Annotated in this window: 14 protein-coding genes and 1 tRNA gene; 10 read left to right on the top strand and 5 right to left on the bottom strand. The window is 58.3% G+C overall.

All coding sequences use genetic code 11. The features are described 5' to 3' along the window. Nucleotides 1-25 precede the first annotated feature (25 nt). Nucleotides 26-562 (top strand): LuxR C-terminal-related transcriptional regulator, encoded by a 537-nt coding sequence (locus QLG21_RS08665; RefSeq protein ID WP_282484232.1) that lies wholly within the window; start codon nucleotides 26-28, stop codon nucleotides 560-562. Nucleotides 563-712: 150 nt separating this feature from the next. Here QLG21_RS08665 and QLG21_RS08670 read toward each other — a convergent pair. Both QLG21_RS08670 and QLG21_RS08675 read right to left on the bottom strand, forming a co-directional pair. Then, nucleotides 713-788: transfer RNA gene (locus QLG21_RS08670), tRNA-Phe, on the bottom strand. A 95-nt stretch (nucleotides 789-883) separates the two neighbouring features. Continuing rightward, nucleotides 884-1,597: a DUF554 domain-containing protein gene (locus tag QLG21_RS08675; RefSeq protein WP_042321956.1), complete on the bottom strand. Its 714-nt coding sequence runs from the start codon at nucleotides 1,595-1,597 to the stop codon at nucleotides 884-886. Between the two features lie 193 nt (nucleotides 1,598-1,790). Between QLG21_RS08675 and QLG21_RS08680 the strand changes: the two genes are divergently transcribed. Continuing rightward, the gene (locus QLG21_RS08680; RefSeq protein ID WP_282484233.1) at nucleotides 1,791-3,926 is read left to right on the top strand and encodes an ornithine decarboxylase; all 2,136 of its coding nucleotides are present in this window, start codon (nucleotides 1,791-1,793) and stop codon (nucleotides 3,924-3,926) included. Between the two features lie 87 nt (nucleotides 3,927-4,013). On the opposite strand, the gene QLG21_RS08685 is transcribed toward QLG21_RS08680, so the two are convergent. Both QLG21_RS08685 and QLG21_RS08690 read right to left on the bottom strand, forming a co-directional pair. Then, nucleotides 4,014-4,706, bottom strand: coding sequence for a response regulator (locus tag QLG21_RS08685; protein ID WP_282484234.1), 693 nt, complete (start codon nucleotides 4,704-4,706; stop codon nucleotides 4,014-4,016). Continuing rightward, nucleotides 4,696-6,333 carry a sensor histidine kinase gene (locus QLG21_RS08690; RefSeq protein ID WP_137272801.1) on the bottom strand — a complete coding sequence of 546 codons (1,638 nt, stop codon included), beginning with the start codon at nucleotides 6,331-6,333 and terminating at the stop codon, nucleotides 4,696-4,698. The genes QLG21_RS08685 and QLG21_RS08690 overlap by 11 nt, the downstream gene beginning before the upstream one ends. Nucleotides 6,334-6,678: 345 nt before the next feature. Between QLG21_RS08690 and QLG21_RS08695 the strand changes: the two genes are divergently transcribed. The 8 genes from QLG21_RS08695 to citG are packed head-to-tail and all read left to right on the top strand — an operon-like array spanning nucleotide 6,679 to nucleotide 13,990. Beyond that, complete coding sequence (locus tag QLG21_RS08695; protein ID WP_137272702.1) at nucleotides 6,679-8,040, top strand: 2-hydroxycarboxylate transporter family protein; 1,362 nt, start codon at nucleotides 6,679-6,681, stop codon at nucleotides 8,038-8,040. A gap of 17 nt (nucleotides 8,041-8,057) precedes the next feature. Continuing rightward, nucleotides 8,058-8,921, top strand: a complete 864-nt coding sequence (locus QLG21_RS08700; RefSeq protein ID WP_058608632.1) for a fumarylacetoacetate hydrolase family protein — start codon at nucleotides 8,058-8,060, stop codon at nucleotides 8,919-8,921. Nucleotides 8,922-8,934: 13 nt separating this feature from the next. Continuing rightward, nucleotides 8,935-9,957 (top strand): [citrate (pro-3S)-lyase] ligase, encoded by a 1,023-nt coding sequence (citC, locus tag QLG21_RS08705; protein ID WP_282484235.1) that lies wholly within the window; start codon nucleotides 8,935-8,937, stop codon nucleotides 9,955-9,957. A 16-nt stretch (nucleotides 9,958-9,973) separates the two neighbouring features. Then, complete coding sequence (citD, locus tag QLG21_RS08710; protein WP_102890218.1) at nucleotides 9,974-10,267, top strand: citrate lyase acyl carrier protein; 294 nt, start codon at nucleotides 9,974-9,976, stop codon at nucleotides 10,265-10,267. After that, nucleotides 10,264-11,139 carry a citrate (pro-3S)-lyase subunit beta gene (citE, locus tag QLG21_RS08715; RefSeq protein WP_006178466.1) on the top strand — a complete coding sequence of 292 codons (876 nt, stop codon included), beginning with the start codon at nucleotides 10,264-10,266 and terminating at the stop codon, nucleotides 11,137-11,139. The genes citD and citE overlap by 4 nt, the downstream gene beginning before the upstream one ends. Nucleotides 11,140-11,149: 10 nt before the next feature. Further along, on the top strand, nucleotides 11,150-12,667 hold the full coding sequence (gene citF / locus QLG21_RS08720) for a citrate lyase subunit alpha (RefSeq protein ID WP_282484236.1): 1,518 nt from the start codon (nucleotides 11,150-11,152) through the stop codon (nucleotides 12,665-12,667). Nucleotides 12,668-12,669: 2 nt separating this feature from the next. Further along, nucleotides 12,670-13,209 carry a citrate lyase holo-[acyl-carrier protein] synthase gene (gene citX, locus QLG21_RS08725; RefSeq protein ID WP_282484237.1) on the top strand — a complete coding sequence of 180 codons (540 nt, stop codon included), beginning with the start codon at nucleotides 12,670-12,672 and terminating at the stop codon, nucleotides 13,207-13,209. After that, nucleotides 13,187-13,990, top strand: a complete 804-nt coding sequence (gene citG / locus QLG21_RS08730) for a triphosphoribosyl-dephospho-CoA synthase CitG (RefSeq protein ID WP_282484238.1) — start codon at nucleotides 13,187-13,189, stop codon at nucleotides 13,988-13,990. The genes citX and citG overlap by 23 nt, the downstream gene beginning before the upstream one ends. An 82-nt stretch (nucleotides 13,991-14,072) precedes the next feature. On the opposite strand, the gene QLG21_RS08735 is transcribed toward citG, so the two are convergent. Further along, nucleotides 14,073-15,329 carry a nucleoside permease gene (locus tag QLG21_RS08735; RefSeq protein ID WP_006178462.1) on the bottom strand — a complete coding sequence of 419 codons (1,257 nt, stop codon included), beginning with the start codon at nucleotides 15,327-15,329 and terminating at the stop codon, nucleotides 14,073-14,075. Between the last annotated feature and the right edge of the window lie 88 nt (nucleotides 15,330-15,417).

Raw genomic sequence — 15,417 nt, forward strand, 5'->3', positions numbered from 1 at the left:
ATTTTCCACTTTTCATGGAGAGACAATGCAGATCTTTTCTGGGGATTCATTTTTCGTGATTGGCCTTAAGGCCCTATCCATTAATCTTAATATTCCTGAACCTGAGAGCCTGATCATATTTGATACCGGGCAAGACTATATTTATGTGCTTGATGACAATGAGATCAGGCATCTTATCTATTCCGATCCAGTATCTGCTTTTATCCTCTGTCGACGTTCATTAATAAATCGAACGGCAGGGGTCAACATTTTCAGCATGCTATTAAGCGGATGGCGCTTCGGCTGCGCGAAGCAACGACATCCAAAGGAAATGACCACCAGAGAAGCGCTGATAATAAGGATGATTTGTTTAGGGATCAGCCAAAAGCATATTGCAATGAAATTGCACGTCAGCGAAAAAACGGTGAGTACCCATAAGTTAAACGCACTGCATAAGCTCAAAATTAAAAACGTCGCGATTTTTTTTAACGAGTATGCGGCCTGGTATCGTTTATGGATGCAGTATATGAACACGCAGCAGAGGGACACCCTACACGCGCAAACTCAGGGTAAACAGGCGTAAGGACAGACCGAGGCGTGAGGCTACGGGCACGCTGCCAGAAACGTCAGGGGAGACAAACCGGGAGAGCACAGGAGCAGGTTGAGGCTAAGTGTTTTGGCGGGCTCAGAATGCAAAAACGGACCTCCGTGGAGGTCCGTTCTTATGAATGAGTGGTGCCCGGACTCGGAATCGAACCAAGGACACGGGGATTTTCAATCCCCTGCTCTACCGACTGAGCTATCCGGGCAACGGGGCGCATTAAACCTGATTCACTTCCCGCCGTCAACGAATTTTGTGGTTTTCGTTGCAGACTGCGCACTCTCTCACCACTTCGTCGTCATCTTAAGCGAAAAAGTGTGTCCACAGCGCTGAAAGCGGCATGGCGATCAGCAGGGCGGGGAGCATATTGACCACCGCAAACATTTTGATGCCGCAGATGCGCAGCCCTGTCGCCAGCAGCAGCAGGCCGCCGACGGCGGTAAAGTCTGCCATCATCGCCGGCGTGGTGAGCGGCAGGATCAGCGTGGCGCAGGTGGCAAGCGCCAGCTGAATGAGCAGCATCGGCACGCAAATCGCCGCGACGGCGATGCCGAGCGTAGTGGCGAAAATGGTGGCGGTGAAGAAATCGAGAAACGCCTTCGCAATCAAAATGCTCGGATCGCCGGTCATCCCTTCCTGCATCGAACCGAAAATTCCGGTGCCGCTGGCGCAAAACAGAATAATGATGGCGACATAGTTTTGGATAAACGTCTCGTGCGAGCCGCTCTTCGCCTTGCCCGGCCGGGCAATCAGGTTTTTGGCTTTGCTGACCGCGCTATTGATCCCTTTTTCGAGATAGCAAAACTCACCAATCAGCGCGCCGAGCAGGGTGGCCAGCACCATGACCGGCAGGTTGGCGCATTTCACCACCAGCAGGATCCCGATACCCAGCGACGCCAGACCAAAAATGGATGGCATGGAGACGCGAATGCGTTCCGGCAATCGCTGACTTAATACGGCGCCAAGAACGCCCCCCAGTAATACGGCGCTGGCATTGATAAAAGGGCCAATGACCACGGTAAGCTCCTGTTATTTAATCATTCATTGTGCATCAGTATGGCATGAAGACGCCATTCTCTGCCTGATTTTGAATGAGATCGTGCATAATGATGCTGTCGGTTGGCGAAGAGGTGCTTCGCCCGGCACGTCTTTCGGCAGAATGGGTATTCTGTCCGGGGCCATTTTCCCCCTGCAACGGGTATTTGCGTTTATGAAATCACTGAAAATTGCCGTCAGCCGCGAGCTGGTTTCCCTGGTCTCCACGCATCGCGAAAAGGTGACGCTGGATAACACCGATTTTACCGACGTGGCGGCAGTCGTTCTTACGGTCGCTGACAGTTGCAGCGGCATTCTCGCGCTGCTGAAACGCACCGGGTTCCAGCTACCGGTCTTTTTGTTCTCACCGGAACCTGTAGAGATGCCTGACGGGGGGATGGCGGTGATGACGGGCAAAGCGCAGGAGTTCCTGGAACTGGAATCCGCCGCCTGTCGGTATGAAGAAAACCTGCTGCCGCCCTTCTTTGACACGCTCAGTCAGTATGTGGCGATGGGAAACAGCACCTTTGCGTGCCCGGGGCATCAGCACGGGGCGTTTTTCAAAAAACACCCGGCCGGGCGGCAGTTCTTTGATTTCTTCGGTGAGAACGTCTTTCGGGCCGATATGTGCAACGCCGACGTAAAGCTCGGCGATCTGCTGATTCATGAAGGCTCCGCCAAACACGCGCAAAAGTTCGCGGCAAAAGTCTTTCATGCCGACAAAACCTATTTTGTTCTGAACGGCACCTCCGCCGCCAATAAAGTGGTGACCAATGCGCTGCTCACGCGCGGCGATCTGGTGCTGTTTGACCGCAACAACCATAAATCTAACCATCATGGCGCGCTGATCCAGGCGGGCGCGACGCCGGTTTATCTTGAGGCGGCGCGTAACCCGTTCGGTTTTATCGGGGGTATCGACGAACACTGTTTTGACGAGGCGTATCTGCGTGACCAGATCCGAGAGGTCGCGGCGCAGAAGGCCGACCAGCCGCGTCCGTTCCGTCTGGCCGTCATTCAGCTTGGCACCTACGATGGGACGATCTACAACGCGCGTCAGGTGATCGACAAGATCGGCCACCTGTGCGACTACATCCTGTTCGACTCTGCCTGGGTCGGTTACGAGCAGTTTATTCCGATGATGGCGGAAACGTCTCCGCTATTACTGGAGCTCAACGAGAACGATCCGGGCATTTTCGTGACCCAGTCGGTGCATAAACAGCAGGCCGGGTTCTCGCAAACCTCGCAGATCCATAAAAAAGATAACCACATTCGCGGCCAGGCGCGGTTCTGCCCGCATAAGCGGCTCAATAACGCTTTTATGCTCCACGCCTCCACCAGCCCGTTTTATCCGCTGTTTGCCGCGCTGGACGTCAACGCCAAGATCCACGAGGGTGAGAGCGGGCGCAGGCTGTGGGCGGAATGCGTCGAGCTGGGCATCGAGGCGCGTAAGGCGATTATCGCCAACTGCCGTATGATCAGGCCATTTATCCCGCCGGTAGTGGGTGGGCGTCCATGGCAGGATCACGCGACGCAGACCATCGCTCGCGAGCGCCACTTCTTCAGCTTTGAACCTGGCGCGAAATGGCATGGTTTTGACGGCTACGCCCGGGATCAATATTTTGTCGACCCGTGCAAACTGCTGCTGACCACCCCGGGGATCGATGCTGAAACCGGCGAGTACACGGACTTTGGCATTCCGGCGACCATCCTCGCGCACTACCTGCGCGAAAACGGCATCGTGCCGGAGAAGTGCGATCTCAACTCGATCCTGTTCCTGCTGACCCCGGCTGAAAGTGCTGAGAAGATGGCGCAGCTGGTGGCAATGCTGGGTCAGTTTGAGCAGCATATTGAAGACGACACCCCGCTGGCGGACGTCCTGCCGACCATTTACCAGAAGTACCCGGTGCGCTATCGCGACTACAGCATCCGCCAGCTGTGTCAGGAGATGCACGATCTCTACGTCAGCTTTAACGTCAAAGATCTGCAAAAGGCGATGTTCCGCAAGGAGAGTATGCCGTCGGTGATGATGAACCCGCAGGATGCCAATCAGGAGTATATCCGCGGCAACGTCGAGCTGGTGCGCATTCGCGACGCCGGCGGGCGTATTGCCGCTGAGGGTGCGCTGCCGTATCCGCCAGGTGTGCTGTGCGTGGTGCCGGGTGAAGTCTGGGGTGGGGCGGTGCAACGCTACTTCCTGGCGCTGGAAGAGGGCGTGAACATGCTGCCGGGCTTCTCGCCGGAGTTGCAGGGGGTCTACAGCGAAAAAGATGCGGACGGGATTAAGCGGCTGTATGGGTATGTGTTGAGGTAAACCCGTTGCCCGAACGTAGGCCCGGTAAGCTTGCGCCACCGGGCAAATCGCCGGGTGGCGCTAACGCTTACCCGGCCTACAAAACAGTCAGGCTTCTGCCCGTTTATACATCCTCCGCGGATGCCCAATCTTCCCGTACAACATCTCCACGCTCAAAAAACCTGCCTCCACGCAGTGCTCCAGATAGCGTCGGGTGGTGGTTTTACTCAGGCCGGTTTCACTCACCACGTCATCCACTGAAAAACAGTGTGCCGCTTTATCGTTGAACAGTGCCTGGACCCGCGCCAGCGTGTTCTCCTCAATCCCCTTATTGCCGTTATCCAGGCGGTAGTTCTTGGCCTGAAGCTGATAAAGCGAATCCACGTTCTGCTGGTCGACAATCTTCCAGACGCGCTGCTGCTCGGCAAACTGCACGAAGCGCTCAAGCGACTGGCTAAGCCGCTTCCAGGAGACCGGCTTGAGAATGTAATCAAACGCGCCGTTGCGGATCGCCTGGCTGCAGGTGTCCATATCGCTGGCGGCCGTGATAAAAATCACCGAGCAGTTGGCGCGGGTCAGCATGGGGTTGCCGATAAGCGTGATGCCCTTGCCGTCCGGCAGGTAGTTATCCAGCAGCATCAGCTGCGGACGCTTGCTCTCCAGCTGTACCTGCGCGTCCGCCAGCGACGAGGCAATGCCCACCAGCCTCAGGCGAGGATGCTTAGCGATAAGCTCAGCGTGCAGTTGCGCCAGTTCATTCTCGTCTTCAACGATCAGTACGTCGATAAGTTCATGTTGCATAGTCAGTATCTTCCAGTTCCTGCGCGGGTCGCCGGGCGGTTCCTGTGGCGGGAATAAACAGCGAAAATATCGCGCCGCGCGGCGAATTATCAGCAACTTCAATGGTGCCGCCAGCCTGAGTGACATAGCTTTCGATCAGGTACAGGCCAATACCATGATCCCCACGCGTTTTGGTGGTAATGCCGCGCTCAAATATCTGGTCGCGGATCTCCGGTTTGATGCCAACCCCCTGGTCGGCCACTTCAATAATCAGCTCGCGCTCGTTCAGCGTAATCAGCACTTCAACCGGCTCATGCGGCAGCGGGGCGCGCTGCGTCGCCTCAATGGCGTTATCCAGCAGATTGCCGATGATTGATATCAGCTCCTCCTCAAGCAGCGGCAGGAACGGTTTATCGATCCGACAGGCCGGGTCGAACGACAGCGCTACGCCCTTTTCGCGCGCCCGTGCGGCTTTACCTAACAGCAGGCCGCACAGCGTCGGCGAGCTAAAGCGTGAGGAGATAAAGTCCAGCAGCTCCTGGGCGTGTTCCGACTGCGCCTGGATGTAGTCAATCGCCTCGCCGTAGCGGCCCATGTGCAGCAGGCCGGAAAGCGTCGTCATGCGGTTCAACTGCTCGTGACGCATGATGCGCAGGTTATCGACATAGCGCTTCACCTGGCTGAGCTGGGCGCTAAGCGAGTCGATTTCATTGCGATCGCGAAAGGTAATCACCCATCCCTGGAGTGAGTCTTCCAGCATAATGCGCACCCGGCTGGCGATCACCGTGAGATCGTTAAAGCGGCAAATCTCATCATGGGTATCTTTCGCCAGCATCGTCTGCGCCGCGAAAAACGGGACGGGGGCGATCACCTGGTTGATCGGTTTCCCCCGCAGCGCGCGGGCGGGCTGGCTCAGCCCCAGCAGTTTTCGCGCGGCCTGGTTGATCACCTCAATGCGCAGGTTGCTGTCGATGGCAATCACCCCTTCGTAAATGGACTCCATCATCGCTTTTTGCTGGCGCACCAGCAGGCCGATTTCGCGCGGCTCCAGAGAGAAAATCTGCTTTTTAATGCTGCGGGTAAAGAACCACGAGAAGATAAACAGGGCAATCAGCAGCAGCACGGCAGCGATCAGAATGTTAATCACTTTGTTGACGGTGATGGTATCGAGATAGCTGGTGAGATAGCCCACCGACACAATCCCCACCACGCGGCCCGCGTCGTTAAAAATGGGCGCTTTACTGCGCAGCGAAATCCCAAGACCGCCCTTGCGAATGGTGGTGGTGCTTTTGCCGCGCAGAACCTCTTCGTTGTCGCCGCCGACCAGCGTTTTGCCGACCCGGTCTGCAAATACCGAGTGGAAAAGATGCAGCCCTTTATCGTCACCGATGACAATAAAACTGGCGTCGCTGTGCGCGGCTATTTTTTTCATGAACTCTTGAATGCCGCGGATATCTTTCTCTGCGACCTCCTGACGTAAGCTCGGAATAAGCGCGATCTCTTCCGCCTGTATTCTGGCGCGCATACTCATTTCCTGATAAAGCTGCCTGCCCACGTCCACATAATAATATCCCCCCAGCAGGGCAAAGAGCACCGAGAAAAAGGCGACCAGGGAAATAAACAGCTTTATCTGGAAGGAGACTTTCATCATTATCACGCAGCGCATCAATGGAAAAAAGGAATATAACATCTTTTCCCCTGCTGGCGCGGGGTTTGCCTGAAACTTGTGATCCTTTGCACAGCGCTGGTGGTCCGGTAAATCCGATAATTAAGGTTTATCTTAATGGTGCGATATTGCGTGTCGCTTACAGGTTTAATCGGCAATAAAAACCATAAAAACCACGCCAATAAATAAGGTGTGAATCACATTAAATAATAGAAACCATAAAAACCATAGCGGCCATAAAAACTTCGCTTTTAATATGCCATTCCTCACATAAAGTAAGCCTTTGTGACTCTAAGCTCAACGGACAAAATAACGAAGGGGCTTATTATGAGCACAACTGACAATTCATTCTCTGTTACCCACGACCCGATTGATATTCAACGGCCTTCGCTCAAAGAGCGCTGGTGGCATATTATGGATACCTGGAAAGTCGGGATTATTCCGCTGCCGCTGTTTGTGCTGGCGGGCGTGTTGATTGCCATTGACTGCCTGGGCGGCAAGCTGCCGAGCGATATCGTGGTGATGGTCGCCACGCTGGCGTTTTTCGGCTTTGCCTGCGGCGAGTTTGGCAAACGTCTGCCGATTGTCGGCAAACTGGGCGCGGCGGCGATATGCGCCACTTTTATCCCGTCAGCGCTGGTCTACTACGGTCTGCTGCCGGACGTGGTGGTTGAATCCACCACCAAATTCTACAAATCCACCAACATTCTCTACCTCTACATCTGCTGCATCATTGTCGGCAGCATCATGAGCATGAACCGCACGGTGCTGATTCAGGGCTTTCTGCGCATCTTCTTCCCGATGCTGTGCGGGGAAATCGTCGGCATGATTGTCGGGATGGGCGTCGGTCTGGCGCTGGGCCTGGAGCCGTTCCAGATCTTCTTCTTTATCATTCTGCCGATCATGGCGGGCGGCGTGGGGGAAGGGGCGATCCCGCTCTCCATTGGCTATGCCACCCTGCTGCATATGGATCAGGGCGTGGCGCTTGGCCGCGTGCTGCCGATGGTGATGCTCGGCGGCCTGACCGCCATCATCATCTCCGGCTGCCTGAACCAGCTCGGGAAACGCTACCCGCACCTGACCGGTGAAGGTCAGCTGATGCCAAACCGCGCCAACGCCGATACTACCGTTTCGCAGCCTGCATTCTCCGGTAAAACGGATGTCACCACCATAGCCTCCGGCGCGCTGCTGGCGGTGCTGCTCTATATGCTCGGTATGCTCGGCCACAAGCTGATTGGCCTGCCTGCGCCGGTTGGCATGCTGTTTATGGCGGTACTGGTGAAGCTCTGCAATGGCGCGTCGCCGCGCATTCTTGAAGGCTCGCAGGTGGTCTACAAATTCTTCCAGACGTCAGTAACGTATCCCATCCTCTTTGCCGTCGGCGTGGCGATCACCCCGTGGCACGAACTGGTTGCGGCATTCACCCTCAGCAACCTGCTGGTGATCGTCAGCACCGTCTCCGCGCTGGTGGCGACCGGGTTCTTCGTCGGCAAAAAGATTGGTATGCATCCGATTGATGTCGCCATCGTCTCCTGCTGTCAGAGCGGGCAGGGCGGGACCGGCGACGTGGCGATTCTGACCGCAGGCAACCGCATGAGCCTGATGCCCTTCGCCCAGATTGCTACCCGTATCGGTGGGGCGATTAACGTCTCCGTCTCTCTGCTGATACTGGGCAACTTCCTCGTTTAAGTCTTCAGGAAAAAATAATGAAACTCGCAAGCTTTTTATACCAGGGTAAACGCAGTTACGGCATCGTCCAGGCCGACGGCATCATTGATTTAGGCCGCCGTCTGGGCGATCGCTACGCCGACCTCAAGGCGCTGTTGCAGGGAAACGGGCTGGCGCAGGCTACCCGGTACCTTAACGATGCGGTCGATGTCCCGATGAGCGCCATCACCTTTTTACCGGTGATTGAGCAGCCGGAAAAAATCCTCTGCGTCGGCATGAACTACGCCGACAAGCGCAAGGAATTTGACCAGCACAACCCGGCACCGACGCTGTTTGTGCGCTTCCCGGACTCGCAGACCGGCCACAACGCGCCGGTGATCAAACCGCGCCACTCCCGCGAATTCGACTATGAGGGCGAGCTAGCGGTGATCGTCGGGAAAGGCGGGGAGAACATCAGCCGCGACGACGCCCTGCGCCACGTGGCGGGCTACAGCTGCTACATGGACGGCTCCGCCCGCGACTGGCAGCACACCTGGTTCACCGCCGGGAAAAACTGGCGTCAGACCGGGGCGTTTGGCCCGTGGATGGCGACGGCGGATGAGATCCCGGACCCGCACAGGCTGGCGATCCGCACCTGGCTGAATGGCCGCATGGTGCAGGAGGACAACACCAGCAGCATGATCCACAAGGTTGCGGAGCTGATCGAGTACATCAGCACCTTCACCCGCCTCAGCCCGGGGGATGTGATCATCACCGGATCGCCGGGCGGCGTAGGGAAAAAGCGCAACCCGCCGCTGTTTATGAAAGAGGGGGATCGCATTGAGGTGGAGATCGAACACATCGGTCATCTGAGCAACGTGATCGTCGAAGCGCCTGCCGTCGGGCTTGCGGCAGCACACTGAGTAAGGCGGCAGCATGCACTCTCACCCCATTGATTTTCGCCACACCGTTGTGGCGAAACATCCGGAGCGGTTAAGCCAGATCCGCTACCTGCTGGCGGACAGCGGACTCGGGCTGGACAACGACATCACGCTGTTCGTCGAGGCCTGGTCCGGCACGCAGCTGGTGGGTTGCGCCGGGCTGGCCGCCAACGTCATTAAATGCGTGGCGGTTAACGAGCAGTTGCGCGGGGAAAACCTCAGCGCCCGGCTGCTGGCGGAAGTCGAGAATGCGGCGCTTGAACGCGGCCATTTTCACCTCTTCCTCTGCACCCGGCCATGCAACACGGAGCGCTTTGCCCGCAGCGGCTTCTGGCCGATTGCCCGGAGCGGGAATAACGCGGTACTGATGGAGAACACCCCGCAGGGGATCACCCGCTACTGCCGCTCCCTTGGCGCGACGCGCAGAGCCGGAAAAAAGACGGGCGCAATCGTGATGAACGCCAATCCGTTCACGCTGGGCCACCGGCATCTCGTGGAGCAGGCGGCGGGGCAGTGCGACACGCTGCACCTGTTTGTGGTGCGCGAAGATGCGTCGTTTTTCCCGTTCAGCGCGCGGCTTGAGATGGTGCGTGCCGGCGTGGCGCATCTGCCGAACGTGGTGGTACACGAAGGCTCGCAGTACATCATCTCCCGGGCCACTTTTCCGGCTTACTTTCTGAAGGAGAGCGGCAAGGTGCAGCAGGCGTGGAGCGAAATCGACGTGCTGATCTTTCGGGACTTTATCGCCCCGGCGCTGGGGATCACCCATCGCTTTATCGGCTCCGAGCCGTTCTGCGATATCACCCGTCAGTACAACCAGACGCTGCACGACCTGCTTGCCTCGCACATTGAGGTGGTGGATATGCCGCGCATAAAAGCGGCCGGTAATGCCATTTCGGCCTCGGAAGTGCGCCGTTTACTCAAGACACAGCAGTTTTCCCGGATCCGGGAGATTGTCCCGGATTCCACCTTCACGCACCTCGAAACGCATTATCGCGAGCGTGCGGAAGTGGCATAACGATCAGGAAACGAAAATGAAAATTGTAAGGGAGGCGCTGGCCGGTACGCAGGAGTCCAGCGACCTGATGGTGAAAATCGCCCCCGCCGACGGCGAGCTGGAGATTGTCATCCACAGTGAAGTGATTAAGCAGTTTGGCGAGCAGATCCGCCAGGTGGTCAACGAGACATTGCGCGCCATGAACGTGCACCAGGGGTTGATCATGATTGAAGACAAAGGGGCGCTGGACTGTGTGATCCGCGCCCGGCTGCAAAGCGCGCTTCTGCGCGCCGCCGATGAGCAGGCAATCCACTGGGAGGCGCTGAAATGAGCAAACTTCGCCGCAGTATGCTGTTCCTGCCCGGCGCAAACGCCGCCATGCTCTCCACCGCGTTTATCTACCGACCGGACTCCATCATGTTCGATCTGGAAGACGCGGTGGCCCTGCGCGAGAAAGACACCGCGCGCATGCTGGTGTTCCACGCCCTGCAACACCCGATGTATCAGGATATCGAAACCGTGGTGCGTATTAACCCGCTGAGCACGCCGTTTGGCCTGCTGGATCTGGAGGCCGCCGTGCGGGCCGGGGTGGACGTGATCCGCCTGCCGAAAACCGACACCCCTGAAGATGTGTATGAACTTGAAGGCCACCTTGAGCGCATCGAGCGTGAGTGCGGACGTGCGCCAGGTTCCACCCGCGTGATGGCGGCGATTGAATCGGCGGTTGGCGTGATCAATGCCGTGGCGATTGCCCGCAGCTCGCCGCGATTAATCGGCATCGCGCTGGCGGCCTTCGACTACGTGATGGACATGCAGACCGAGCGCGGTGACGGAACCGAGCTGTTCTACGCCCGCTGTGCGGTGCTGCACGCGGCTCGCGCCGCCGGTATCGACGCTTTCGACGTGGTCTGGTCAGACGTTAATGACGAAGCGGGCTTCCTGCGCGAGGTCGAACTGATCCGCAAGATGGGCTTTAACGGCAAATCGCTGATCAACCCGCGCCAGATTGACCTGCTGCATAACGCCTACGCGCCAACCCCACAGGAGGTAGAGCACGCGAAGCGGGTGATTGAAGCCGCGCAGGAGGGTGAGCGTAACGGCCTGGGCGTGGTCTCGCTCAACGGCAAAATGGTCGATGCCCCGATTATTCACCATGCGCAGGTCGTGCTGGAACGCGCGGCGGCTTCCGGCGTGCGTCGGTAAGGATGACAGAATGAATCAGACAGAACTTCTCCATGTGAATTTTCCCCATCTGCGGGATCTTCAACCCTTTGATACCGCCCACAGCGCGACGCCGTGGCTGGCGGACGCTGACGCGAAGCACAACCGCAAACTGTGCGCCTCCCTCGAAGAGGCGGTGATGCGCAGCGGTCTGCAGGACGGCATGACGATCTCCTTCCACCACGCGTTTCGTGAAGGCGACCGGGTGATCAATAGCGTCGTGGCGCTGCTGGCGCGGATGGGCTTCAAAAACCTGACCCTGGCCTCCAGCTCGCTGATGACCTGCAATGACGCGCTGATTGAGCATATAAAGAGCGGCGTGATCACCCGGATTTACACCTCCGGGATGCGCGGCAGGCTGGCAGAGGCCATCTCCCACGGACTGATGGATGAGCCGGTGCAAATCCACTCCCACGGCGGGCGCGTGAAGCTGCTGCAGGACGGCGAGCTGAACATCGACGTGGCGTTTCTTGGCGTGCCGTGCAGCGATGCGTTTGGCAATGCCAACGGTACGCACGGCACCTCCTGCTGCGGCTCGCTGGGCTACGCGATGGTGGATGCGCACTATGCCCGCAAGGTGGTACTGCTGACTGAAGCGCTGGTGCCGTTCCCCAATATGCCCGCCAGCATCGTGCAGGATCGGGTGGACTATATCGTGCAGGTCGAGAGCGTCGGCGATCCGGCAAAAATCAGCGTCGGCGCGGCGCGCGTCACCAGCAACCCGCGCGAGCTGATGATTGCCCGCTATGCGGCGGACGTGATTGAACACTCCGGCTACTTCAGGCCGGGCTTCTCGATGCAGACCGGTTCCGGCGCGGCCGCTACAGCCTGCACGCGCTTTATGGAGGAGAAGATGGAGCGCAGCGGCGTGACGGCGCGCTTCGCCCTCGGCGGGATCACCGGCAGCCTGGTGGACCTGCACGAAAAGGGGCTTATCGACACGCTGCTCGACACCCAGTGCTTTGACGGACAGGCGGCGGCCTCGCTGGCGCGCAATCCGAAACACGTTGAGATCTCCACTAACGTCTACGCCAACCCCGGCAGCAAGGCGGCAAGCTGCGACCAGCTCGACGTGGTGATCCTCAGCGCCCTGGAAATTGACGTTGAGTTTAACGTCAACGTTATCACCGGCTCCGACGGCGTGATGCGCGGCGCATCCGGCGGGCACTGCGACGTGGCTGCGGCAGCCAACCTGACCATCGTGGTCGCGCCATTGCTGCGCAGCCGTATTCCCACGGTGGTGAAGCGCGTCACTACCCGCCTCACGCCGGGGGAGAGCATCGACGTGCTGGTGACCGATCACGGCATCGCGGTGAACCCGGCCCGCCCGGAAATCCGCGAGCGCCTGCTGGTGGCGGGGCTGAAGATTGTGGATATCGATGCCCTGTACGCGCGGGCGATTTCCCTGACCGGCGTGCCAAAGCCCATTGCATTTACCGACAAAATCGTCGGGGTGATCCGCTACCGCGACGGCAGCGTGATCGACACCGTCAGACAGGTTAAGGAGTGAATATGACGACAGCGACACCCGTGCGCGCGGGTGTCGGCCTGGACGAGGTGCTGGCGGCGAAAGAGCGCCGTGCAGCACGCCAGGCTGACATGCTTGCGCATTATCACCAGCCGGTAATTTCCCTCACGCTGGTCACCCCGGGGGAGATCAAAGACAGCCTGCGCTATCGCAACACCATGGGCGTGGCGCTCCAGATGTGTGACCAGTTGCTGTGGGAAAACCGCTGGCAGGTGCTGGATCGCCAGGTGCTGTGGCTGCCCACCGGGCCGGAAGCCCTGTGGTGCGTGGCCCATCCGGCGGCGGAAATCAAAGCCCACTGCGCGACGCTGGAGCAGACGCACCCGCTCGGCAGGCTGTGGGACCTCGATGTGATCTGCCCTCAGCACGGCCACGTCGGGCGGCTGTCGCTGGGGGCGCACCTCAGACGCTGCCTGATTTGCGACGCGCCCGCGCACGCCTGTTCACGCTCGCGCAAGCATCCCGTCGGGCAGGTGGTGGCCCGTGTGGAGAAGATGATTGATGACTGGTTTGCTCGCGACTAACCCGCGCCCGGTAGCGGTGCCCGCGCTTGCCGAGGAGGCGCTGTGGCAGGAGCTGGCGCTAACGCCCAAGCCGGGGCTGGTGGACCGGCTAAATAACGGCTCCCATCGCGATATGGATCATGCCCTGTTTGTTCGCAGCATTGAGGCGATTTCACCGTGGTTTTCACGGTTCGCCGCGCTGGGGGCGCAGCATGCGGATCAACCCGCCGTTGAGCAGCTGCGGATTATCCGCCCGATGGGGATCGCCTGCGAGCAGGCCATGTATGCCGCCACTCACGGCGTGAATACGCACAAAGGGGGGATTTTCGCCCTCGGGCTGCTGTGCTTTGCTTCAGGGCGTGTGAAAAATGTCTGTGCAGAAAGCCTCTGCTGTGAGGTGAGTAACATCTGTCGTGGACTGGTGGTGCGGGAACTTGCCGGGCGCAGCGGGCAGGCAACGGCGGGTGAGCGGCACTATCAGCAGTATGGTTTAACCGGCGCGCGCGGCGAGGCGGAGAGCGGCTTTGCCACGGTGCGCAGGGCGCTGGCCGGATGGACAGGGCGTTCGCTTCACGAGCTGCTGCTGCGCCTGATGGCGACGAATCAGGACAGCAATCTGGTGTCGCGCGGCGGCATTGAAGGGTTGTGCTACGTGCAGGACTATGCACGGGAACTGCTGATGAACGGCTGGGATCGTGATGCGTTGCTTAAGATGGATAAGGCGTTAATTGAACGGAACTTAAGCCCCGGCGGCAGCGCGGATTTGCTGTCGGTGGGGTGGGTGCTGTCTGCCATAAAATAGCCGGTTGGCGCTATCGCTTACCCGGTCTACGAACGGTGTTTTTGTAGGCCCGGTAAGGCGAAGCCGCCACCGGGCACAACAATTAATGCGCTATCGGCTGCGCACCGTTTGGCACACGCACGTGCTTGTACTTGAACAGCGCGATGAACGCGAAGAACAGCACCAGCGAGTATGCGGCGAAGATCAGCCACACCGGCTGCCAGTCGGTAATGCCGTTGGTGGTGTACATCTCAACCACTTTACCGCTCACCACGCCGCCCAGAATACAGCCGAAGCCGTTGGTCATCATCAGGAACATGCCCTGCGCGCTGGCGCGGATTTCAGGTTTCACCTCTTTCTCGACAAACACCGAACCGGAGATGTTGAAGAAGTCGAAGGCGCAGCCGTAAACAATCATCGACAGAACCAGCAGCACGGTGCCGAACGGGCTTGGATCGCCGTAGGCGAACAGGCCGAAGCGCAGCATCCACGCAAAAATACTGATCAGCATGACGTTCTTGATGCCGTAGCGGCTCAGGAAGAACGGGATGGTCAGGATGAACAGCGTCTCGGAGATCTGCGAGATGGACATCATCACCGACGCGTGCTCAACGATAAAGCTCCCGGCAAACAGCGGGTTATTATCGAAGCTGTGCAGGAAGGTGTTGCCGAACATGTTGGTGATCTGCAACTCTGCGCCCAGCAGCATGGAGAAGATAAAGAAGATCGCCATACGTTTGTTTTTAAACAGCGCAAAGGCGTCCAGACCGAGCATGGTGCTCCAGCTCTGGTTCTTCTGCTGGTTAGAGACCGGAATGTGCGGCAGCGTCAGGGTAAACAGCGCCAGCACCACGGAGAGCGCAGCCCCGATGTACAACTGCATGTGGCTCAGCTCGAAGCCCGCGAAGCTCACGCCCCACATCGCCATGATAAAGCCGATGGTGCCCCAGATACGGATAGGCGGGAAATCGGTAACGATATCCAGGCCCGCGGATTTCAGGCGGTAGTAGGAGATGGTGTTGATCAGGCCAAGCGTTGGCATATAGGCCAGCGAGTTAAGCAGGATCACCATGAACATCGCCCCCGGCGTGGTCACTTCGGCCGCCATAAACAGCGTCCCCGCGCCCACCAGATGGCAAAGCATGTAGAGCCATTTCGCACTCAGCCACTTATCCGCCACGATACCCAGCAGCGTTGGCATGAAAACAGCTGCAATACCGAGCGAGCTGTAGACGGCACCGATTGACGCACCATCGAACTTGAGCGTCACAAACATATAGGAGCCGAGTGTAGTCAGCCAGCTTCCCCATAGGCAGAACTGCAGAAACGACAATATTTTAAGCTGCAGCTTAAGGTTCATGTTACTTTCCTCACAAGTGAGCGGGAGATATGTTGTTATAAGAACATTCAGGGTTGTTATTTGATGCAATTCTATCAGCAGGAGAGAT

Source organism: Enterobacter sp. V87_3, assembly GCF_029967835.1.
GTDB classification, from domain to species: domain Bacteria; phylum Pseudomonadota; class Gammaproteobacteria; order Enterobacterales; family Enterobacteriaceae; genus Enterobacter; species Enterobacter cancerogenus.

What these genes read in the sequence shown, in the direction of transcription:
- QLG21_RS08665 (WP_282484232.1), top strand. Translation starts at nt 26, where the DNA reads ATGCAGATCTTTTCTGGGGATTCATTTTTCGTGATTGGCCTTAAGGCC.
- QLG21_RS08680 (WP_282484233.1), top strand. Translation starts at nt 1,791, where the DNA reads ATGAAATCACTGAAAATTGCCGTCAGCCGCGAGCTGGTTTCCCTGGTC.
- QLG21_RS08685 (WP_282484234.1), bottom strand. Translation starts at nt 4,706, where the DNA reads ATGCAACATGAACTTATCGACGTACTGATCGTTGAAGACGAGAATGAA.
- QLG21_RS08690 (WP_137272801.1), bottom strand. Translation starts at nt 6,333, where the DNA reads ATGAAAGTCTCCTTCCAGATAAAGCTGTTTATTTCCCTGGTCGCCTTT.
- QLG21_RS08695 (WP_137272702.1), top strand. Translation starts at nt 6,679, where the DNA reads ATGAGCACAACTGACAATTCATTCTCTGTTACCCACGACCCGATTGAT.
- QLG21_RS08700 (WP_058608632.1), top strand. Translation starts at nt 8,058, where the DNA reads ATGAAACTCGCAAGCTTTTTATACCAGGGTAAACGCAGTTACGGCATC.
- citC (WP_282484235.1), top strand. Translation starts at nt 8,935, where the DNA reads ATGCACTCTCACCCCATTGATTTTCGCCACACCGTTGTGGCGAAACAT.
- citD (WP_102890218.1), top strand. Translation starts at nt 9,974, where the DNA reads ATGAAAATTGTAAGGGAGGCGCTGGCCGGTACGCAGGAGTCCAGCGAC.
- citE (WP_006178466.1), top strand. Translation starts at nt 10,264, where the DNA reads ATGAGCAAACTTCGCCGCAGTATGCTGTTCCTGCCCGGCGCAAACGCC.
- citF (WP_282484236.1), top strand. Translation starts at nt 11,150, where the DNA reads ATGAATCAGACAGAACTTCTCCATGTGAATTTTCCCCATCTGCGGGAT.
- citX (WP_282484237.1), top strand. Translation starts at nt 12,670, where the DNA reads ATGACGACAGCGACACCCGTGCGCGCGGGTGTCGGCCTGGACGAGGTG.
- citG (WP_282484238.1), top strand. Translation starts at nt 13,187, where the DNA reads ATGACTGGTTTGCTCGCGACTAACCCGCGCCCGGTAGCGGTGCCCGCG.
- QLG21_RS08735 (WP_006178462.1), bottom strand. Translation starts at nt 15,329, where the DNA reads ATGAACCTTAAGCTGCAGCTTAAAATATTGTCGTTTCTGCAGTTCTGC.